16 protein-coding genes are annotated in these 22,143 nt (G+C 66.3%); 8 read left to right on the top strand and 8 right to left on the bottom strand.

Translation table 11 applies throughout. The annotated features are described in order from the left end of the window. Position 1: 1 nt before the first annotated feature. The 7 genes from M0R89_RS21570 to M0R89_RS21540 all read right to left on the bottom strand — a co-directional run bounded on the left by M0R89_RS21570 (position 2) and on the right by M0R89_RS21540 (position 11,600). Positions 2-3,499, bottom strand: coding sequence for a molybdopterin-dependent oxidoreductase (locus M0R89_RS21570; protein ID WP_248652816.1), 3,498 nt, complete (start codon positions 3,497-3,499; stop codon positions 2-4). Next, the gene (locus M0R89_RS21565; RefSeq protein WP_248652815.1) at positions 3,496-5,124 is read right to left on the bottom strand and encodes an NADH-ubiquinone oxidoreductase-F iron-sulfur binding region domain-containing protein; all 1,629 of its coding nucleotides are present in this window, start codon (positions 5,122-5,124) and stop codon (positions 3,496-3,498) included. The genes M0R89_RS21570 and M0R89_RS21565 overlap by 4 nt, the downstream gene beginning before the upstream one ends. Positions 5,125-5,202: 78 nt before the next feature. Beyond that, positions 5,203-5,409, bottom strand: a complete 207-nt coding sequence (locus tag M0R89_RS21560) for a hypothetical protein (protein ID WP_248652814.1) — start codon at positions 5,407-5,409, stop codon at positions 5,203-5,205. 87 nt (positions 5,410-5,496) lie between these two features. Further along, complete coding sequence (locus M0R89_RS21555; RefSeq protein WP_248652813.1) at positions 5,497-8,142, bottom strand: DUF1156 domain-containing protein; 2,646 nt, start codon at positions 8,140-8,142, stop codon at positions 5,497-5,499. Positions 8,143-8,237: 95 nt separating this feature from the next. After that, positions 8,238-8,960 carry a DUF2270 domain-containing protein gene (locus M0R89_RS21550; RefSeq protein WP_248652981.1) on the bottom strand — a complete coding sequence of 241 codons (723 nt, stop codon included), beginning with the start codon at positions 8,958-8,960 and terminating at the stop codon, positions 8,238-8,240. Positions 8,961-9,079: 119 nt separating this feature from the next. After that, positions 9,080-9,679, bottom strand: a complete 600-nt coding sequence (locus M0R89_RS21545) for a DUF5789 family protein (RefSeq protein ID WP_248652812.1) — start codon at positions 9,677-9,679, stop codon at positions 9,080-9,082. A gap of 112 nt (positions 9,680-9,791) precedes the next feature. Then, the gene (locus tag M0R89_RS21540; RefSeq protein ID WP_248652980.1) at positions 9,792-11,600 is read right to left on the bottom strand and encodes an SLC13 family permease; all 1,809 of its coding nucleotides are present in this window, start codon (positions 11,598-11,600) and stop codon (positions 9,792-9,794) included. Between the two features lie 209 nt (positions 11,601-11,809). On the opposite strand from M0R89_RS21540, the gene M0R89_RS21535 reads away from it, so the two are divergent. From M0R89_RS21535 to M0R89_RS21500, 8 genes are all read left to right on the top strand, one after another. Further along, positions 11,810-13,012: an ABC transporter substrate-binding protein gene (locus M0R89_RS21535; protein ID WP_248652811.1), complete on the top strand. Its 1,203-nt coding sequence runs from the start codon at positions 11,810-11,812 to the stop codon at positions 13,010-13,012. Positions 13,013-13,014: 2 nt separating this feature from the next. Continuing rightward, positions 13,015-13,947 carry an FAD-dependent oxidoreductase gene (locus M0R89_RS21530; RefSeq protein ID WP_248652810.1) on the top strand — a complete coding sequence of 311 codons (933 nt, stop codon included), beginning with the start codon at positions 13,015-13,017 and terminating at the stop codon, positions 13,945-13,947. Between the two features lie 2 nt (positions 13,948-13,949). Next, a complete protein-coding gene (locus tag M0R89_RS21525; RefSeq protein ID WP_248652809.1) occupies positions 13,950-15,116 on the top strand; it encodes a FecCD family ABC transporter permease in 1,167 nt (388 codons plus the stop codon). Positions 15,117-15,358: 242 nt separating this feature from the next. Next, complete coding sequence (locus tag M0R89_RS21520) at positions 15,359-15,904, top strand: ribbon-helix-helix protein, CopG family (protein WP_248652808.1); 546 nt, start codon at positions 15,359-15,361, stop codon at positions 15,902-15,904. Positions 15,905-16,015: 111 nt separating this feature from the next. Next, positions 16,016-17,224 carry an Nramp family divalent metal transporter gene (locus M0R89_RS21515; RefSeq protein WP_248652807.1) on the top strand — a complete coding sequence of 403 codons (1,209 nt, stop codon included), beginning with the start codon at positions 16,016-16,018 and terminating at the stop codon, positions 17,222-17,224. Then, positions 17,225-19,231 carry a hydantoinase/oxoprolinase family protein gene (locus tag M0R89_RS21510; RefSeq protein WP_248652806.1) on the top strand — a complete coding sequence of 669 codons (2,007 nt, stop codon included), beginning with the start codon at positions 17,225-17,227 and terminating at the stop codon, positions 19,229-19,231. 48 nt (positions 19,232-19,279) lie between these two features. Then, positions 19,280-20,884 carry a hydantoinase B/oxoprolinase family protein gene (locus tag M0R89_RS21505; protein ID WP_248652805.1) on the top strand — a complete coding sequence of 535 codons (1,605 nt, stop codon included), beginning with the start codon at positions 19,280-19,282 and terminating at the stop codon, positions 20,882-20,884. Beyond that, positions 20,884-21,576: a maleate cis-trans isomerase family protein gene (locus tag M0R89_RS21500; protein WP_248652804.1), complete on the top strand. Its 693-nt coding sequence runs from the start codon at positions 20,884-20,886 to the stop codon at positions 21,574-21,576. Before M0R89_RS21505 ends, M0R89_RS21500 begins: the two co-directional genes overlap by 1 nt. A 320-nt stretch (positions 21,577-21,896) precedes the next feature. Here M0R89_RS21500 and M0R89_RS21495 read toward each other — a convergent pair whose 3' ends face one another. Then, entirely contained in the window at positions 21,897-22,043 is a 147-nt protein-coding gene (locus tag M0R89_RS21495) for a hypothetical protein (protein WP_248652803.1), read from the bottom strand. Positions 22,044-22,143: the final 100 nt, after the last annotated feature.

Here is a 22,143-nt window from a genome sequence, read left to right as displayed (position 1 = left end):
CTCAGTCGTCGCCCGCCAGCGTGTCCGACTCGCCGGCGGCTAACTCGTCCGGCGACGTCGGTTCCTCGTCGGGGTCGCCCCCGAGCGGCCGGACGCGGACGTTCGTCACCTTGTACTGGGGAATCTTGCTCGTCGGGTCGAACTCCTCCTTGGTCAGTCTGTTGACCGCGCCGTGGACGAAGTGCATCGGGATGAACAACACGTCGGGACCCGACGTCTCCTCGACGTTCGCCCGCACGACGATGTCGCCCTGCTCGGACTCGACGCGGACGTACTCGCCGTCGGCGACGCCGAGTCGCTCGGCCGCCTCCGGGTGGACGGTGACGAAGCTCTCGGGCACGTGTTGCATCGACGTTCGCACTCGCCGGGTCATCGATCCCGTGTGCCAGTGATAGAGGACGCGTCCGGTGGTCAGTGTGAACGGGTACGCCTCGGTCCCGGCGGGCAGTCGCTCGTCGGGCAACTCCGACGGGACGAACCGCGCCAGTCCGTCGTCGAAGTTGAACTCCTCGTCGTAGAGGTACGGCGTGCCGGGGTGGTCCTCGTCCCAGCACGGCCACTGGAGGCCGTTCTCTTTCTCCTCCAGACGGTCGTACGTGACGCCGCCGTAGATGGGCGTCAGGTCGTTTATCTCGTCCATCACGTCGGCGGGACTCCCGTACTCCCACTCGAACCCGAGTCGCCCGGCGAGGTCCTGCAGGATGGCGGCGTCCGTCCGCGCCTCGCCCGGCGACTCGACTGCCGGGCGGACGAGTTGGACCCGCCGCTCGGTGTTCGTGACCGTGCCGTACTTCTCGGCCATGGACGCGGCGGGCAACACCACGTCCGCGTGCTTGGCCGTTTCGGTCATGAACAGTTCCTGCACGACGAGGAAGTCGAGCGCCGCCAGCGCTTCGCCGGCGTGTTCGAGGTCCGGTTCCGACACCGCGGGGTTCTCGCCGACGATGTACATCCCGTGCAGGTCGGTGTTGTCGGGCGTGTAGCCCTCGTCGGCGCTCGGGTCGTCGGTGCCACGTTCCTGTTCTCCTCCGCCGGAGTCGTCGCTGCCCGAATCGCTGGTTTCCGAATCTCCCCCGCCTGAGTCGTCTCCGCCGTACGCGTCGTCGGCGTCGCCGCCGGAGACGGTCTTCTCGACGCCCGGGATGGCGCTGAACATCTCGGTGATGCGGAGTCCGACCTCGTCCGGCGGGCGGACGCCCCACGCCTCCTCGAACTTGTCGAGGACTTCGTCGTCCTCGACCGACTGGTAGCCGGGGAGGGTGTTGGGAATCGGTCCCATGTCACCGCCGCCGCCCTGCACGTTGTTCTGGCCTCGGAACGGGGAGAGTCCGGAGCGAGGCTTGCCGAGGTGGCCACAGAGCAGCGCCAGATTGGCGACGGCGAGCGCGTTCCGCGTCCCGTGAGAGTGCTGGGTCAGCCCCATCGCCCACCCGTAGACGCAGGTGTCGGCGTCCGCGATGGTCTCGGCCGCGTTCCGTAGTTCGGCGGGCGACACGTCCGTCACCTCCTCGACCACCTCCGGCGTGTACGGTTCGACGGTCTCCTTCAACTCGTCGAAGTGTTTGGTGCGCTCCTCGACGAACTCCGCGTCGTAGCGGTCCTCCTCGATGATGTGGCGCATCATCCCGTTGAGCCACGCGATGTCCGCGCCCGGCTTCGTCCGAGTGTACTGGTCGGCGTGTTCGGCCATCGTCGTCTCCCGCGGGTCGAACACGAACAGGTCCGCGCCGTCTCGAACGTTCTGGACGATTCGGGTCGCCAGCACCGGGTGGCTCTCGGTCGTGTTCGACCCGGTGACGAGATAGCAGTCGGTCTCGCCGATGTCCTCGTTGATGCGGTTGGTCATCGCGCCGTACCCCACCGTCTCCTTCAGCGCGGCGACGGTAGAGGAGTGACAGAGCCGCGTGCAGTTGTCGACGTGGGGCGTTCCCAGCACCTGCCGGGCGAACTTCTGGGCGAGGAAGTTCTCCTCGTTGGTCGCCTTCGAGGAGGACGTGACCGCCAGCGACTCCGACCCGTGTTCGTCGCGAATCTCGGTCAGTCGCTCGGCGACCACGTCGAGCGCCTCGTCCCACGACGCCTCGCGGAACTCCCCGTCCTCCTTCACGAGGGGCGTCGTGAGTCGCTCGTCTGAGTCCACGAAATCGTAGCCGAACTTCCCCTTCACGCAGGTCGAGAAGTCGTTCGCGGGCGTCTGGTCGGGGTCGGCCGGTCGGACGCCGAGGACCTCCCCGTCCTTCCCGTAGAGGTCGAACCGGCATCCGACCCCGCAGTAGGTGCAGGTCGTGTCCGCCACGGTGATGTCGCGCTTTCGCCCGGTGCTGACGACCTCCGCGGCGTCGAACAGTTGGCCGACGGTCAGCGACTTCTCGGCGACGCTCTCGGCGGCGTGTTCGACGCGTTCGAGCGCGCCGTCCGCCGCCCGCCCGGACGCCTCCGTGGCCTGCCGCTTGGCCTTCTCCATGAACCGCGCGACGCCCGACCGCTCGTCGCCGTCCGTCCGCGCAGAGTCGCTCCCGCGGTCGGTGTCGGGAACGTCGCGATTCGGTTCGTCGGACGTGTCGGCCGTCTCGACGGGAGCGCTCTCCTGCACCGCCCCGATGGAGTTCTTCTGGGTGAACCCGGGGAGCGGGATGGTCGTCGCGTCGGTGAGACCGTCCTCGACCAGCGACCCCGTCGGGCAGACGGTGACGCAGTGCCCGCACGAGATACAGGTCGACTCCGCCATCGTCTCGGCCTCGGGTTTCTGGAAGTCGACGTGAATCTCGTCGCCCTTCCCCGACATGCGGAGGACGCCGGCGTTCTGCACGTCGTTGCACGCCTCGACGCACCGATTGCAGAGGATGCACTTGTTGCGGTCTATCTGGATGACCGACGTGTCGTCTATCGGCGCGTACTCGTCTCGCTCGTCGAACACCCCGTACCGCGGTTCGTTGACGCCGTGTTCGATGGACGTGTCCTGAAGTTCGCACCGGCCGTTCTGGCCGCAGGTCGTACACCGCAGGTTGTGGTTCGCGAGGACGAGGTCGAGGTTCACGTCCCGCGCCTCCGCCGCGTCCGTCGCGTCGGTTCGCACGTCGAGTCCGTCCTCGGCCGGGAAACTACAGGCCGGGACCACGCCGTGTTCGTCGGTCTCGACCATGCAGGTTCGACACGTCCCCCGCGGCCCGATTTGGTCGGCCTGCTCGGTGTCCCGGTCGTAGTAACACAGCGCGGGAACGTCGTCCTCGGTGTCGACCGTCTCGATGGCCTCGACGAGCGTCGACCCCGGCGGGACGGCGACGGGTTCGCCGTCGACGGTCACCGTCGTCATCCCGTCTCCCTCGACGCCGACCTCGGGGTCGTTCGCCGTCCCCGTGCGGAAGTCCTCGGTCAGCGGCGTGTCCGACCGGGGGTCCTCGACGTCGGGGACGCCGGGCGTCGCCTCGGTCGGACTGTACTCTGTCGGGCCGGGACTGCCGTCGTCGCTCGTCGTGTCGGGGCTATCGTCGTTGCTCATTGGTTCACCTCACAGACGCCGCTGGGACAGCGACCGTCGGCGTGGGCCTCGAACTCGGTCTCGAACCGGTCGACCGCCGTCCCCACGGTCCGGGCGGCCGACTGCCCGAAGTAACAGATGCTCGAACTCCCCATGGTGCGAATCAGTTCGCGTATCATGTCGTCCTCGTAGCTCCCGTCGTACACCTCCCGCAGGAGGTCGAGGAGCTGTTTCGACCCCTCACGGCAGGGGAAACACCGGCCACAGTTCTCCTCGGTGGCGAACCGCGCGCGCTTCCCGGCGGTCGCCACGGGACACCGACTCCCGTCGAACAGTTCGACCACGCCCTCGGTTCCGAGGTCGGCGCCCGTCAGCGCGACCGAACTCGCTCCGTGGTCGAGCGACCGGGTGAACCCGCCGAACTGGCCGCCGACGCACGCCATCTCGACTCTCCCCACCGTACTGACGGCGTCGCGGACCTCGGCCAGCGACCCGCCGGTCGGCAGTTCGACGGTCGCCGGTGCCTCCACGTCGCCGGTCACCGTGAACGTCCGCGTTCCGGGGTCGGCGTCGTCGGCGTCGAACGCGTCGGGGTTGAGGAGCGCGCGCCGCACCTGCGCAAGCGTCCGGGGCGTGTGGACGACCGTCGGCCGGCCGTAGAGTCCGTGTCGGGCGGGCCCCGGCGGGCGGAGGCGGGCCTCCAGTCGGTCGTTGCCCTCCAGCGCTTCGAGCGCCATGGTCGCCTCTCCGGCGATGTACTCGTCCGCTCCGGCGACGACTCGCGGAGGGTCGGCACCGTCGGCGCTCGTCGCGCCGAGCGCGCCGGCGACCGCCGACGCGGCCCGGCGGGTCCGGTTCCGGACGAGGTCGTCGGCCTCGTTGGAGTACACCACCACGTCGCTCGGGTCGGCACCGACGACGGCGGCGACGGCGAGCGCCCCGTCGAGAACCGTCGCGGGCGCCCCGCCGAGCAGGGTGCGGTCGGTGTCGTTGCGGCGGTCGCTCTCGTTGGCGTTCACCACCACGACCGGGTCGCCCGGCGCTTCTCGGGCGGTCTCTAACTCGTCGGCGACCGGCGCGTCTCGGCCCGCGTCGCCACGACCCCGCCCGCGAACGCCGACCTCGGCGAGTCGCTCGAACGCGGCGTCCGGGTCCTCGCGAGCGAGCGACGCCGCCCCCGCCTCGATGTCGCCGTCTTCGGGGTCCGTCCAGCCACACGCGCCGAGAACGCGCCGCGTGCCCACCGCGAGCGGTCCGTCCGGCGGCGTCGGTAGCGTCTCGGGGTCCGCGTCGTGTCCGACGACCCACCTCGCTCCGTCGGCGCTCAGGTCACCCGACTCGGCGTTCTCGGCGAGCGAGCGCGCCCGGTCGGCCGACGGACGGGGATGGTAGGCCGTCCGCCCGTCGACCGTGACCAGAACGAGCGGTTCGAGCGCGGAAACGCCGGTAGAGCCGACTTCGAGTACAGTCGCCCGGTCGGTCGCGGCCCGAGCGACGTCGAGAATCGCTCGGCCCTGCTCGGGCCGACCCAGTTCGCCTTCCTCGGCGTCGTCGTCCGTCCGTCGAGCGCCGCCTCGCGGTCCGCCGCGGCCGACCGTGACCCGGACGACCGGCGAACCGTCCCCGGAATTTCCCCCCGTATCCATGCCGGCAGTACCCCGAGAACGAGGGAAAATATTGTGGCCACGCCGTGCCGACCCGCCGCCCTCGCGACGGCCGGGCGCTCACACGGGGTCCGTGCCGGGATTCCGCTCAGGGTTCGGCCCCTGACGGTCGCGGTCCGATTGCGAGGAGCGCTTCCAGCGCCGATACGACCGCGCGAGCGGTGCTCGCTCGCGCCACGACCAGAAGGCGGCGCCGCCGAGCGTCCCGACCGCCGCGGCGGCGAGGAGGACTCGGCGTCGGTTCGATTTTCCGCCGTCTTCGTTCATACGTCGCCTTCCGACTCGCTCGCGGATACCAGTTCGGGCCACGAGAGAGCACGTTCGCCGACCGGTCGTCCGCCGACGCGACGCACCCTACTCGTCGGAGAGAGCGGCGAGCGATTCGTCGGCGCCGAGCATCTTGAGGTAGGTTTCGTCGCCGGTCGCCTCCGCGAGACCCTCGCAGAGTTCCTGTACCGCGTCGGCGTCCCACCGGTCGAGGTAGTCGGCGGTCGATTTATCGCGTTCGTACCGGTAGCGCAGGAAGTGCGCCCGGTCGAGGTCTGTCAGGTCGCCGTCGTCCGTCTCGACCCGCTCTCGAACGTAGGCCTGCCGGCGTTCGTCGCCCCAGTCGTAGAGTCCGAAGTCGCCGTCCGCGGAGACGAGTTTCATCGCCTCCAGCTGCTCCTCGGAGGCGTCAGAGCGCCCCAGGAGTTCGCTCAGGTCGTCGTGGGTCGGCGTCCCCGCTCCGAGCAGGTCGAGGTACACGTCCTGTTCGTCCGCCCGGTTCTCCTGAACGATGCCGTAGATTTCGTCCACGACCTCTTTGGCCTCCATCTCCTCGCCGGCGCGCCGGACTTCGCCGTGGTGCTTCGAGTACTCTAGGAAGCACTTTCCCATCTCGATTACGCCGATATCACCGCTCTTCAGTTCCCGGTTCTCCGCCAGCGACTCGCGAGTCTCTCGGGCGGTCTCGTGGATGCGACGCCGGAGCGAGTTCCACGAAATCGGGGTCCGCTCCTCGACCGGTCGCGCGACGATGACGATGTCGAACGAGACGGCTTCTCGGGCCTCGATGAACTTGCTGAGGTCCGAATTGATGGGATAGGCCGCGGTCACTTCGAAGCCGTTCTCGCAGAGCGATTCCAGCAGTTCGCCCCACGACTCCTCGTCGCTGTGGTGGTAGGTGAACGCGAGCATCCCGTCGTCTTTCAGCGCGCGATTGATGACCTCCAGCGCTTGGCCCATCTCGTGTTCGAAGTCCTCGGCGGTCTTGTCGAGGTAGGGATTCGTAACGATTGATTCGGCTCTCGGGGTTTTGTCTCGGTCGAAACCGGGGTACTCGTCTCCGAGCAGAATCTTCTGCCAGACGTAGAAGTAGTCCGACAGCTCCGAGTACATGATGTTGTCGTAGTACGGCGGGTCGGTGATGACCGCGTCGTACTCGTCTTCTGCGGTAATCGCTCGCATGTCGCCCCGAGACACCTCTGAGTCCGACCCTATCGCTTGGGCGAACTCGTCGGTCTTCCGCGTCTCGCCGTCCTCGACGTACCGTTCGGTCGGAGCGCGGGCGTACTCGACGCCGTCGAGCAACTTCTCCCACGTGTTCCGGAAGTTCCCCCGGCCGAACTTCGCGCCCCAGACGTTGTTCTCCACGAAGTCGGTCTGGGGGACGAAGGAGTTCATCCGGAATATCCCCTCCACGTTGTTGCGTTGCTGGTTGTAGATGCTGAAGGTGTTCTGGAACATCAGCGAGTCGCAGAACGCCAGCAGGAGGAACTCCCTCGCGTCCCGGTCGTCCACCTCGACGATTCGTCGCAGCAGGATGGAGAGTCCGAGTAACTGACGCGGTAGGAACATGTCGGTCCACTCCTCGTAACCGTGGTCGAACAGCGGCCGGCGGTCGACGGTCTCGTAACCCTCCGGAATCGCCTCGTCGGGGACGTACTCGGACAACTCGTCGCTGTCGCGCCACCGCCGCTCCGCCTCGTCTGCGAGCGACGTGTCGAAGCTATCCGCTCGCTTGTACCCCTTGTGGACGCTCTTCTCGCGGCCCTCGTCGTCACACACCTCGCAGTAGTACTCGACGGCGTAGAGGCGGCGGTCGGATGACCCTTGCGACGCCGTCGCGTCGGCGATAGAGGCCTTCTGCCCGCACTCCGGACAGACGTAGTAGCCCCGGCCGACGGTCCCCTCCTCGGGGGTCCAGACGTTGGGACAGTCGGGACACTCCTGTTGCTCCCGCCAGTCGTCGACCAGCGTGACTCCCCCGCAGTCCGGACAGTGGACGTGGTACTGGTCGTCGTTCTCGTAGCGCCCCTTCGCCACGCGGTAGTTCTTGAAGAGTGGCGTCGCGTGGCCGCAGGAGACGCAGTCGAGTTCCTTCACCCAGAAGTTGTTCACCACGTCGGCCTCGTGGTCGCCGTTCGGGCAGGGCGTCCGGTAGTACTCGCGAATCTCGTCGGCCACGTCGTCCCGAACTCGTTCGTACGCCGCCTCCAACTCTCCGACGTCAGTCTGGCCCGCTTCGAGTTCCTTCTTCGTGACGAACCACGCAACCGGGTTCAGGTCCACGCCCGCCGTCTCCGCGCCGAACCGCGACGCCTCCACGAGCGAGGTGCCGCCGCCCATGAACGGGTCGAGAATCTTCTTGTCCTTGACGCGAACGTCCTTCGAGTAGAACTCCCAGAGCGACTCGGGGTTCCCCATGTCCACCTCGCTAATCGCCTCCGCGATGTCGGCCCCGTCGAGGCCCTCGTCGTCGAGTCGCCGATTCTCGCCCGGTTCGTACACTTCGACGTCGTCGGCGTCGGTCCGGTCGTCGAGGAGCGAGTAGAGCGAGATGGCCCGAAAGAGACACCCCGGACGCCGCGCCCACCACTTGTGCATCGTGTATATCGGCCGGTAGTACTGTTTCGCTCGGCCCTCCTTCTCGGCGATTTCGTTGACGCGTTCTACCGGGAACCCGCGCTCGATGGGAAGTTCCGTGCGACTCTCCGCTCGCTTCTGCGGCCCGGACATCTGTTGGCCTGTGCTTTTCGAGAAGCCACATAAAGGTACTACTCTCTGCGGGCGGCGTCACTGGGGCGCTTCGCACGACTCGACCACTGACAGCGCTACTCGTCGTGGGATTCCTTCCACGCTCCCGGGTCGCCCTCGCGGAACTCTCCCTTCGCGTGTCGCTCCCGGGGCCAGAACGCGATTGCGACCATCGCCGCGGAGAACGCAGCGACCGCTCCGACCACGGCGACGCCGGGGACGGATTCGATTGCGGCGGTCGCGAGCCAATCCTGACGCGGCGCGAACGCCGTGATTCGGAAGGCCCAAGCCGCGAGTAGCACGCCGAGCAGCGCGAGGTAGATGCGCCGAAGCCGATTCGCGAGCGCCTCGCCGAACGTGACCTTCAGCGTCGGTCTCCGGTAGTCCTCGCTGAGTTTCGCTCGCCAGTCGGGGTGTTCGACGCCCTTCGAAGGGTCGAGGGCGTTCGCCAACAGGTTCTGCTGGAGCATCCGAATCCGCGAGCGATACACGTCGTAACTCCGGTAGCGTCGGGCCTCGATGCCGAGGAAGATGGTGACGATGAGTATCCCGATGAGCAGAATGTAATGGGGATTGCCCGGATTCGAGAACGCCCACGTGAGAATCGCCGCGATGACCGTCACCGCCCACGTGGTCGCTTGGTCGAGGCGCTGGCGCCACGTCGTCGCCTCGTCCATCTCGCCCCGGTAGGCGTGGGCCATCACCGAACCGAGGCCCGTACTCTGGTCCACCATCTCGCGTCCGATTTCGCGCTCCTCGCGCGCCGTCGGGTCGAAGTCGTCGTCGTTCGAGTCGGTCACGTCGGCGTCTACGGTCCGGCCAGTCACGTAACTAGCGGCGTGACCGAGGACGGAGGGGAGTCACCGACTCGTGCGTCGTCCGCCGAACGACCGAGTCGCGTGACCTCCCGGTCGGCGGTCTAAATACCGAGCCACTCGTCGTTCCGGACCTGGTAGCCGTTCGACCGGCAGAACTTCGCCGCCTGCCGACGCACTCCCCGGGAACCCGGGAGTTTCTCTTTGGTGCGAATCTGCTCGACGATCCAGTCGGTGATGGCCTGAATCCCTTCATCGTCGTCGTCGGCGTCGATTTCTCGGAGTTCCCTGAACGTCTTCTCGTAGGCCTCGCGCTGTGACCAGCGGAAGTTCACGTTCGGGAGCGTCTCGCTGGCTTCCACGACCCGCTTCATGGCGGCGGCGACCGTCGGTCGCTCTATCCGCACTCGGACGGCCCCGGGGGAGTCGAACGTCTCCCCGTCCGTATCGGGCACGAGTTCCTCGACGGCGTAGGTGGCGTCGGGCGCTCGGACCTCCCGGTCGCCGACCGCGTCCACGACTTCGGTCCCCGTCGCCGGGAACTCGAGCGATTCGAGTTCCGCTTCGAGGTCGGAGAGTTCCGTCGTCTCCACCGGCGGTTTCGGCTCGTCGTGCCGCTCCAGTTCCGAGGCCAAGTCGCGCTCTCGCTGGCGTCTCTCGGCGTCGTCCGCTTGCTGGTCTCGACCGCTCTTGTTGTCTGCCATTCCGATATTTAAGCGCTCTAGCCGGATAGTCCTGTGGTCGGTTGGCGAACACGCCGACGAAATCGAAAGCCTTCGACCCGACTCTCCCGACTGCCGAGTCGGACCGGACGAATCAGGCGCTGACGCCCCAGAAGAACGCGATTCCGAGGACGGTGACGATGGACAGCAGGAACTGGAGCGGCGCGCCGACGCGGAGGAAGTCCGAGAACCTGTAGCCGCCGGGCCCGTAGACGAAGAGGTTGGTCTGGTAGCCCACCGGCGTCATGAACGCCGTCGAGGCGGCGAACGTCACGGCCAACACGAACGCGAACGCGTTCGCTCCGATTGCCTGCGCGGCATTGGCGGCCACCGGAATCATCAGCACGACGCTCGCGTTGTTACTGATGACGCTCGTCAACAGGCCGGTCGCTATGTAGAACACCCAGAGGACGCCGATTGGGGGAAGGAACGTCGCTGTCGCGGCGACGGACTCGCCGAGGAGTCCGGCGGCCCCGGTCTGCTGAAGCGCGATGCCGAGCGGAATGACGCCCGCGAGGAGGAATATCACGTTCCACTCGACCGACGAGTAGAGTTCGTTCGGTTCGAGGACGCCGGTGAATATCATCGCCACTACCCCCGCAAGCGCCGAGACGACTATCGGGAGGACGTTCAGCGCGGGGAGCGCGACGACTCCGGCGATGATGGCGACCGCGAACGGAATCTTCCTCGTCCGATAGGTCGTCTCGTCGAACTCGTGGGCGACGATGAAGTCCTCGTTCTGGACGAGTCGCGTGAGGCTGTCGGGCGGGGCCTGCACGAGGAGCGTGTCCCCGACCCGGATGTCGATGTCCTCGAACCGGTCGCGGACCACGTCGCCTCTCGTCCGGAACGCGAGGACGTTCGCGTCGTAGCGCTGTCGGAAGGTCGAACTCGTCAGCGTCTCGCCGACGAGGAACGACCCCGACGGGATGACGACTTCGACGAGGACGGGTTCCTCCTCGTCGGGGTGGAGGGCGTCTTCGGTCCGGGGACCGCCCGACATCGTGAGACCTTCCGCGTTCATGATGTGTTCGAGCGTCTCCCGGTTCGTCCTGAGTCGGAGGGTGTCGCCCTCGTGAATCTCCTTGCGGGCGAGCGGTTCGTCGAATCGCTCGCCGTACCGAATCAACTGTAACACGTCGATGTCGAGGTCGTCGTCTCCGAGCGCTTCCTCGACGGTCTGCCCGATGAGCGAGGAGTTCGCGGGAACGACGACGTCCGCGAGGTACTCCTGGAGGGCGTACTCCTCCACGAGGTCGTCGTCTGCCGGGATTCGTTCGGGAATCAACCAGACGCCGACCGTCATGAGATAGAGGGCGCCGACCGCGAAGACGATGACGCCGAGCTTGGTGAACTCGAACATCCCGAACGCGAACAGGTCGAGACCCGGCGTCTCGGCCCCGAGTTGGGCCGCGATGTCGCTGGCGAGGATGTTCGTTGAGGTGCCGATGAGCGTCAGCGTCCCCCCGAGCATCGAGGCGAACGACAGCGGCATGAGTAGCTTCGACGGTGACGTCTCGCCCTCGTGTGCGAGGTCCGTGATGACGGGAACCAGGATGGCGACGACCGGCGTGTTGTTGATGAATCCCGAGACCGGCCCGGTGACGCCGATAGTCGCGGCGAGTTGCTTACGTCGGTCGGTCCCGGCGTACGCGGCCATCTTCTGGCCGATCAGCTGGACGATGCCGGTTCGGTTGATTCCCGTGCTCAGGATGAGCATGGCCAGCACGGTAATCGTGGCCGGGTTCGCGAACCCCGAGATGCCCTCCTGCGGGGATATCTGGGTCCACGGTTGGAGGACCATCAACAGGACCATCACCAGGATGGCGGTGACGTCGATGGGGAACCACTCTGTCGCGAACAGAACGAGCGCGAGGAGAATGAGCGCGAAAACGACGAGCATGTCGGTCGTCACCGGCGTCGAAACCGGATTTTGGGCTACCAGCGAAGTGACGGAGAAAGACACATAGAAGAGAGACGCCACCGACGGATAAGGGCTGGTATTCCCGCGGGGAGTGGAGCGAAGCGCTCGTCTCGAAACTGACACTCAGTATCAATTAGGTTCGCCTAAAAACCGAAACCTCTTTTGTTGTTTAGGCGAGCCTAATTCGTATGACGGAAGATTCTCGCGGTCGTGACGCACCGACGCGGCGGCAGTACCTGAAGTACGGCGGGGCGGTCATCGGCGGCGGACTGCTCGCCGGTTGTACCGGTGGCGGGGACGCCGAGTCGAACGCCGAGACGACGTCCACGACCACTGAGACGACGACCGAGGAGACGACCCAGACCTCCACGACCGGAGACGAGTCGTCGTCCGGGGGCAAATCCTACTCGGTCTCGATGGTACCGGTCGGCGAGGTCACGTTCGACAGCGTGCCCGAGACGTGGATAGCGAACAACGGCAGTTGGGCCGACATGGGCATCGCGCTCGGTCTCGACGCGCCGAAGGGCGTCTGGCTTCCGAGCAGGTATCACACCCAGTATTACGACGAGATTCCGGGCGTGAGCGTGGACAAGAGCTCGATTCAGAAGCTGTGGGGCGACAGCGGGGTCGGCAAAGAGCAGTTCTACGAACTCGACGTGGACGTCCACGTCGCGGACCCCAACTTCCTGATGAACCGCGGGAAGTGGAAGCAGTCGGACATCGACGAAATCAGCACGCAGGTGGCGCCCTTCTTCGGGAACAGCATCTTCTCGCGGGGGTACGCGTGGCACGAGAACTACCGGTACTACACCCTGTATCAGGCCTTCGAGAAGCTCTCGAAAGTGTTCCAGCGTCAGAAGCGGTTCGAGGCGTTCGAGAAGCTCCACGAGGAGTTCCAATCCAGCCTCGCACCGGTCGTCCCCGCCCGGAAGAAGCGCCCCGAGGTCGCGGTCGTCTGGGGCGGCGGCAACCAACCCGAGAAGTTCTACCCGTACGTCGTCGACGAGGGGACGAGTTTCAAGCACCTCCGGGACCTGAAGGTGAAAGACGCCCTCGCCGCGTCCGACGTGAAGAACTTCCACAGCAGTCGGGGCGCTATCGACTACGAGACGCTGCTGGAGGTCGACCCCGAGGTGCTGCTGGTTCGCGGACAGGAAGCCAAGTCGAAGAAGAAGTTCCAGAACACGGTCGTGAAGTTCATGAAGAACCACTCCGTGGCGAGCGAACTCACCGCGGTCAAGAACGGCGACGTCTACCGCGCCGGACCGCTCTATCAGGGACCCATCACGAACCTCGTCGTCACCGACCGCATGGCCCGAACGCTGTACGGTGCCGAGGAGAAACTGTTCGACCCCAAGCGGGTCGCCGACATCGTGAACGGAGACATCTGAAGATGCCAGACGGCGGTGTAGACGCCGGTCACGACGACCGAGACGGCGGCGACTACGACGTGGTGGTCGTCGGGGGCGGACCGTCCGGCTGTTCGGCGGCCGTCTTCGCCGCTCGATACGGCCTCAACGCGGTGGTGTTCGACCGCGGGCGCTCCTCGATTCGGCGGTGCGCCTACGTGGAGAACTACCTCGGATTCCCCGCCGGTGTCGACGTCGAGACGCTGTACGCGCTGATGCACGACCACGTCGCGGAGGCCGGCGGCGAACTGGTCGCCGACCTCGTCGAGTCGGTAACTCGGGCCGACGACGGCGACGGGTTCGTCGTCGAGACGCAGGACGGCCGACGCGTTTCGGCCCGGCGAGTCGTCGCGGCCACGCGGTACGACGCCGAGTACCTCCGCCCGCTCGACGACGGGACGATGTTCGAGACGCGCGAACACGACGGCGAGGAGCGCGAGCAGTTCGACCGGTCCTATCCGGAGTCGGACGGAACGACGCCGGTGGACGGTCTCTACGTCGCGTCGCCGTCCGACGAGGCGGACCGACAGGCCGTCGTCGCCGCGGGTCGCGGCGCGCGCGTCGGACTCGCAGTCGTCGGGGACGCTCGCCGCGATGACGGCTACCCGGAGTCGGTCGCGAAGCACTACGACTGGGTGCGCCGGGAGGCGGCCCGCGACGAGGAGTGGGCCGACCGCGACCGATGGCGCGAGTGGTACGACGGCCGGCGGCCGGACGACGCAGATATCGACGACGCTCTGTGGACGGACCTTCGAGAGCGCGACATCGACCGGCGACTGTCGGCGTACCTCTCGGACGACGAGATAGCGGAGCGGACCGAGCGCGGCCAGCGCCGCCTGCTCGACCACGTCGACGACGAGTTAGTCGTCGAGCGGGCGCGCGAAATCGAGTCGGAAGGTGCGGAGGTGAGTTCGTGACCATGGCGAGCGAAACCACGGACGAACCGGCCACAGAGGCGAGTCACGAACAGTGGCTCGACGGGTCACTGATCACCCTCTGCGTCGGGAGCCTGTTCGTCGTCGTCGTCGGCGGACTCGTCCAGGTGAGTTTCGGCGCGTTCTCGATGACCATCGCCGAGGCGTGGCGGGCCGTCTTCAACCCCGAGGTACTCCTCAACCCGCGGGCGTGGGAGATGTTCCTGCTCGGCGGCAAGTTGAACGCGGACGCGCTGTTGAACCCGCTCGCGTGGGACTCGCTCATCGTCAGTGCGGAGATGCCCGAGATGAACAAGCGGAGCCTCATCGTCTGGAACATCCGCCTCCCGCGAGTACTCGTCGGTGCGCTCGTGGGGATGAACCTCGCCGTCTCGGGGGCCATCTTTCAGGCGGTCACGCGCAACGAACTCGCGAGTCCGTTCATCCTCGGCGTCTCGTCGGGCGCGGGGCTGGCGATTCTGCTCACGCTGGTCGTCTTCTCCAGTCTGTCGGCGCTCCTGCCGCTGGTCGCCTCGTTCGGCGGCGCGCTCGCGTTCCTCGTCGTCTACGCCATCGCGTGGAAGAACGGCACCTCGCCCGTCCGACTCGTCCTCGCGGGCGTCATCGTCGGGACGGTGTTCGGGAGCCTCCAGACGGGGCTGTTCTTCTTCGCCGACGACATCGGCGTCGTCCAGAGCGCCATCGCGTGGACCACGGGGTCGCTGACGGGCACCGACTGGGAGCAGGTCCGCATGGCCCTGCCGTGGACCGTCGTGGCGATGCTGCTGGCGCTCGTCAGTTCGCGCCAGTTGAACGTCCTCCTGTTGGGCGAGAACACGGCAAGTTCGCTCGGCATGAACGTCGAGAAGGTCCGGTTCGCCATCTCGGGCGTGGCGGTCCTCGCCGCCGCGGCGAGCATCGCCGTCGCCGGAATCGTGGGCTTCGTCGGCCTCATCGTCCCGCACATGGTCCGGAACCTCGTCGGCAGCGACTACCGGAAACTCGTCGTCGGCTGTATCTTCGCCGGACCGGCGCTGATGGTGGCCGCCGACGTGGGCGCGCGACTCGCACTGAGTCCCGTCCAGATTCCGGTCGGAATCGTCACCGGCCTCATCGGCGGTCCGTACTTCCTCTACCTGATGCGCAAGCAGGACGAGATGGGCGAAATCTGAGCGTCACCGCGGCCCGAGCGACTCCGAGCGTCGGACGCGTCCGGTCGGCTTCCGCCCGTCGCGTTCTTCGAAAGTGGTGATTTCCTATTCGCGTTCCGCGAAACCGGCTCAGTCGTATCGAGGCATTCTGTCGAACGATTGGAGTCTGTGCTACACCCGTAGCTAAAACCTCTCACTTCGTAGGGGAATCGGTCTCACGATAAGAACGCTACTTATAGGTGACTCCTTTCGTAAGACGAACTATGCCAGGGGACCGCGTGACAGTGTCGCTCGACGACGACGCGAAAGCCGCGCTCGAACAGCTGACCGAGCAGACCGACGAGAGCCGAAGCGAGATAATCCGCAGGGCGGTGTCGTTCTACGCGGCTAACTACGAGTCCGCGAAGACGAGCGACAGCGACGATTTGCAGACCTACTACCAGATGCTGACGACGGGCGAACACGTCTTGCTGGACGTCGACTTGCTCCACGCGTTCCTGAACCAAGTGTACGACGGCGAAACGGGTGACTCCGAGTTTCTCCAAACGGTCGATAGAGTCGCTCACTACCACTCTCAGGAGTACGCCGAGCGGTTCGATTCGCTGGGCGAGGTCCTCGATTGGCTATCGCTCTGCGGGTTCCTGACGGTCCGGAAAACGGAGGGCGACAGCTACCACGTGGTGTTCCCGTCCGAATCGCTCCGTTGGTTCATGATGCGGTTCATACAGGGGAGCGTCGAGGGCTTGCCCTTCGAAATCGACATCGAGGAGAGCGTCTCCAAGGTGTTGCTGACAGAACGTGACGAGTGAATCACTATTCACTACATTTTCACACACGTGATGCAGAAGATGCACAGGATTCACAACAACCCTTTTGTTTGATTGCCGTTACCGTGACAATGGATATCAACGTAAACGACTATGAAGGTTGTCCAACGACTCAAGGCCATCGGCCCCGGTGCAATGGTTGCAGCGGCGTTCATCGGTCCTGGCACGGTTACGACGGCTAGTGTAACGGGCGCACGATTCGGATACGCACTCCTCTGGACGATTGCGTTCTCGGTCATCGCCACCATCGTTCTCCAAGAGATGAGCGCGCGTTTGGGCCTCATCTCGGGCGAAGGACTGGGCGAGGCCCTTCGGGAACGGTTCGACAATCCCGTCGTCGAGTACTTGAGCATCTTCCTCGTCGTGGGCGCAATCGGCATCGGAACGGCGGCCTACGAGGCCGGAAACATTCTGGGTGGCGCCGCGGGACTGGCGACCATCACGGGCGTGAGTTCCACCGTCTGGGGCGTCCTCATGGGACTCGTCGCCGGCGTGTTGCTGTACACCGGTCGGTACAAAGTTATCGAGCGGGCGTTGGTGGGACTCGTGGTCATCATGGCCCTCTCGTTCGTGACCTCGGCCATCCTGATAGGGCCGGACGTGGGAGCCATCTTCGCGGGGTTCGTCCCCGGAATCCCGTCCGGGTCGCTCTATCTCATCACCGGTTTGGTCGGCACGACCATCGTGGGCTACAATCTGTTCCTCCACGCGAGCAACGTTCAGGAACGCTGGTCCGGCCCCGGTGACCTGCCCCAATCCCGCACGGACACCGTCCTGTCCATCGCGCTCGGCGGTTTCATCACGATTACGATAATGGTCACCGCGGCCGCCGCCTTCGAGACCGGTACTCAGATAAGCAACGTCGGGCGAATGGCCGAGCAACTCAAGCCGCTCGCCGGCCCGTACGCCAAACTGTTCTTCAGCATCGGCCTGTTCGCCGCGGGGTTCACTAGCGCGACCACCGCGCCGCTGGCAGGGGCGTGGGCGACGACGGGCGCCCTCGGTTGGGACTCGGACATGCAGAGCACCAAGTTCCGAGCGGTCTGGGGCGTCATCCTCGCGGTCGGCGTGTTGTCGGTCCTGCTCGGCGGCAGTCCGGTCGAGATCATCGTCTTCGCGCAGGTCGTGAACGGGATTCTGCTCCCCATCGTCGCCATCTTCCTCATCTACGCGATGAACCAAGACGACCTGCTCGGGCAGTACACGAACGGTCCCGTCACGAACACCCTCGGGGCCGTCGTCACTATCATCGTGGTCTGGCTCGGCATCCGAACGCTGCTCAGCGTGGCGGGGGTACTGTAGATGGCCGACCGGGTGGTCGGGGTCGACGTGGGCGGTACGTTCACCGACGTGACGCTGTTGGTCGACGGTGAACTCGTCACGGCCAAGGTTCCGAGTACCGAGGACCAGAGCGAAGGCGTGATGGCCGGCATCGAGAAGGCCTGTAGCGACGCCGGCATCGCTCCCGACGAACTCGACGAGTTCTCGCACGCGATGACCGTCTCGGTCAACGCGCTGCTCGAAGAGTCGGGCGCGAAAACCGCTCTCGTCACCACCGAGGGATTCCGGGACGTTCTCGAGATAGGTCGCCAAGACAGGCCGGCGTTGTACGACCTCGAAGCGGAGAAACCGACGCCGCTCGTCCCCCGGCGTCGCCGGTACGAAGTGGCCGAGCGGACGACCACTGAGGGCATCGAACGGCCCGTAGACGAGGCGGACGTCCGACGGGTGGCCGAGGAGATACGCGAGGACGGCGCCGAAGCGGTCGCCGTGTCGCTCCTCCACGCGTACGCACACCCGGAGAACGAACGGCGCGTCGTCCGGATACTCCGGGAGGAACTCGACGTTCCCGTCTCGGCATCGCACGAGGTCTTGGGCGAGTTCCGCGAGTACGAGCGAACCTCGACGACCGTCGTCGACGCGTACGTCCGACCGGCAATCGACCGGTACATCGGCCACCTCTCCGAGCGAGCGTCCGAGGCGGGCGTTCCCCAACCTCGAATCATGCAGGCCAACGGGGGAATCACCGACGCGAAAGCGGTTCGCCAGAACGCCGTCCTGACCGTACTTTCGGGGCCTGCCGCGGGCGTCGTGGGCGCGAACGCGATGGCCGGCGACAGTGGCGACGAACCGAACTCGGGACTCGTCACGTTCGACATGGGCGGTACGTCGAGCGACGTCAGTCTCGTTCGGGACGGCGAAGTCGAGCGAACGACGGACGGGTCCATCAGCGACCGACCCATCAAGACGCCGCTGGTCGACATCGAGACGGTCGGCGCAGGCGGCGGGTCGATAGCGTGGGTCGACTCCGGCGGTGCCCTCCGAATCGGCCCTCGGTCGGCGGGGGCCGAACCGGGGCCCGCCTGTTACGGGCGCGGCGGCACCGAACCGACGGTTACGGACGCCAATCTCGTGCTCGGATACATCGGGTCCAGCACGAGTCTCGGCGGAGAGTTGTCGCTCGACGAGCAGGCGGCCCACGACGCCTTGGCCGACCTCGCCGAGGAGGCCGGCATGGACGGCCCGGTCGAGGCCGCACGGGGCGTCTACCGAGTCGCCAACGCGAACATGACGCGAGCGATTCGGTCCGTGACCGTGGAGCGCGGGTTCGACCCGCGCAAGTTCGGACTGGTCGCGTTCGGCGGCGCCGGACCGATGCACGCCGTCTCCATCGCTGATAACCTCGACATGGACCGCGTGGTTATCCCGCGGGCGTCGGGAGTCCTGTCGGCGTACGGCCTGCTCGCCGCCGACGAAAAGCAGGACGCGGTCCGAACCTTCCAGCGGTCGCTCGACTCCGTCGACCCCGACGCCGTGGACGAAGTTTATTCCGAACTGGAGGACCGAGTTCTCACGGAGGTCAGCGACGGAGAGCGCGCCGCGATAGAGTACTCCGCCGACCTCAGCTATGCCGGTCAAAGTTTCGAACTCACCGTCGACGTGGGCGAGTCGTTCGACCCCGCCGACGCCGAGAGGCGATTCGCGGAGGCCCACGAAGTCGCCTACGGGTATCGAATGGACGAACCGGTCCACTTGGTCAACTGTCGCGTTTCGGCGACTATCGCGCGCGACGACCCGGATATCCGGTATCAATCCGGCGGTGACCCGCTGAAGGGGACCCGGGAGGCGACCTTCGAGGACGGCGTGTACGAGACGCCCGTCCTTCACCGCGAGAAGTTGGCCCCGGGGCGGAGCGTCGAGGGGCCGGCCGTAATCGAACAGGACGAAAGCACCGTCGTCATTCCGCCCGCGTGGGACGTGCGGGTCCGCGAAGACGGCGCGTTGGTGTCCGAAGTGGGCGAAGAATGACGACGAACACTCGCTACGATGGAATCCGACACAGGGGGTAAGACCGACATGAGTAGCACAACCGACGATATCGACCCAGTCACGCTCGAAATCCTCAGGAATCAGCTAGAGAGCATCGCGGAGGAGATGGGGCACGTCCTCATCACCGGTTCGTACTCGCCGAACATCAAGGAGCGTCAGGACTGCTCGACCGCGCTCTTCGACGCCGAGGGGAAGATGATAGCGCAGGCCGAGCACATCCCCGTCCATCTGGGGGCGATGCCCGACGCGGTCGACGTGGTGATGGACAAGGACCCGAAACCCGGAGACGTCTTCATCGTCAACGACCCGTTCGAGGGCGGCACCCACCTGCCCGACATAACGCTCGTCTCGACTATCGCGCCCCGGGACGAGGTCATCGGGTTCGCCGTTTCGCGGGCACACCACGCGGACGTCGGCGGTAGTTCCCCGGGAAGTATGCCTCCGGGGGCCAAGGAAATCTACGAGGAGGGGCTACGACTCCCGGCCGTCCGCCTCGTCGACGGCGGGGAACCGAACGACGAGGTCCACGAGATGATTCTGGCCAACGTCAGAACGCCCGACGAGCGACGGGCGGACCTCCGGGCCCAACGGGCCGCGAACGACCGTGCGGAGGAACGAATCGGCGAACTCCTCGACGAACACGGGTCGCTGCTGTTGGAAGCCTTCGACGCCGTGGTCGATTACTCGCGGGAACGCATGGAAGCCGAACTGTCGGAACTCCCGGACGGTGAGTACCGCGCTCGCGACGTACTCGAAGGCGACGGGGTGACGAACGACGACATCCCCATCGAGGCGACGGTCACCGTCGACGGGTCCTCCATCGACGTCGATTTCTCCGGGACGGCCGACCAAGTCGCCGGAAACCTCAACGCTCCGCTGTCCGTGGCGAAGAGCGCGGTCTACTTCGTCGTCCGCGCGGTGACCGACCCCGAGATTCCGCCGAATCACGGGTGCTACGAGCGAGTGACCGTCTCCGCCCCGGAACGGTCGGTTCTCAACCCGTCCCCGCCCGCCGCCGTCGTCGGCGGTAACGTCGAGACCAGCCAACGGGTCACGGACGTCACGCTGGAAGCGCTCGCGCAGGCGATTCCGGACCGGGTGCCCGCCGGCGGTCAGGGCACGATGAACAACCTGATAATCGGCGACCGAACCGGCGAGTTCACCTACTACGAGACCATCGGCGGCGGGTTCGGTGCGAGACCCGACAAGGACGGCATGGACGGGGTCCAAGTGGGGATGACGAACACGCTCAACACGCCCATCGAAGCGATGGAGGCCGAGTACCCGTTGCGTCTGGAGAGATACGCGCTCCGGGAATCGAGCGGCGGAGACGGCCGGTATCGCGGCGGGTTGGGCCTCGAGCGGTCGGTGACCGTCGAGACGGACGCGACCGTCTCCCTGCTCACCGAGCGGAGACGGACCGCACCCGCCGGCGTCGACGGTGGCGACGACGGAGCGACCGGAGAGAATCTCGTAGACGGCGAGCAGGTCCCGTCGAAGGCATCGGTCGACGTGGACGCCGGAACCACCGTGACGATACTCACGCCCGGCGGCGGCGGGCACGGCGACCCGGACGAACGCGACCCGGAGGCCAGAGAGCGCGACCGGCGGGACGAGAAGGTGACGGACTGATGGCGCGACTCGGACTCGTGGTCCCGTCTTCGAACACGACCGCAGAGCCCGAATTCCGGGCGATGGCTCCCGACGACAGCACGGTTCACGCCGCTCGGATGCCCCTCGAAGACGTCACTGCCGACCGACTCGACGAGATGGCGGACGGGGCCGAGAGAGCGGCCGAACTACTCTCCCACGCGGACGTCGACGGTGTGGCGTACGCCTGCACCACGGGCAGTCTCCTCCACGGGACCGGCTTCGACACCGAACTGGAGTCGCGCTTGTCGGAGCTGACGGGAGCGCCCGCGGTTGCGACGGCGCTATCGGTGACCAGAGCGTTGGACGAACTCGACGTGGAGACGTTGGCCGTCGTCACGCCCTACGCGTCCGAACTCGACGAACTGGAGCGGGAGTATCTCACCGAGTCGGGGTTCGACGTCGCGTCTATCGACGGGCGGGGACTCGTCGAGAACACCGAAATCGGCGGACTCACTCCCTCCGACGCCGAACGGCAGGTCCGGTCGTCGCTCGGCGACGACCCCGACGTAGACGGGGTCTTCGTTTCCTGCACGAACTACCGCTCCCTCTCGGCGCTGGCCGCCTGCGAGGAACGTCTCGGCGTTCCGGTGGTCTCCAGCAATCTGGCGACGATGTGGGACCTCGGCAATCGGTTAGGTCTCGACGTGGACCTCTCTACGTCTCTCGTCTAACGGACCGTCTATCTCGTCACTCGATTTTACTCACCCTCACCGCGCGAGTCGTTGCTCGACGCCGTACACCGCGTCCATCCCGGCATCGAACACCCGCGGCGACCCTGACAGCGAGAACAGCAACGCCGCGGCCGCGTTCGGTCGGAAATCCAGTTCGAGCGCCCGCCGGAGGTAGGGCCGACCCGCGGCCAGTCGCCCGGCCTCGCAGTAGGTCGTCCCGGCGTCGGCGAGGAACTGGGCGCGCGCCTCGGCGGGCAGGTCGTGGCGCTCTGCTCGGTGACGGCCCTCGGCGGGTAGGCCCCGAACGACCGGATTCGGGTCTACGGCTCCGAGAGTACGCGCTCGACCGCGCGGAGGAGGAACTCGACTACCACCGCGACGAGAGCGCGGACGGCCACTACTACCTGTTCGACGGGGCCGCGGCGGCGCTGGAGCGCGGCGAGCAACCGCCGGTCCCGCTGGCTCACAGCCACTGGGTCCTCGAACTGATGGAGGCGGTGCGGGCCGACGCCGAACCGGTGCGAGGCCCATCGAACGAGTTCCAGTAGCGGCGCTTACAGGAATTCG

Origin of the sequence: Halorussus limi, assembly GCF_023238205.1 — an archaeon.
Classification (GTDB): domain Archaea; phylum Halobacteriota; class Halobacteria; order Halobacteriales; family Haladaptataceae; genus Halorussus; species Halorussus limi.
The sequence above is the reverse complement of the archived record's forward strand: the minus strand, read 5'-3'. Positions and strand labels throughout refer to the sequence as shown.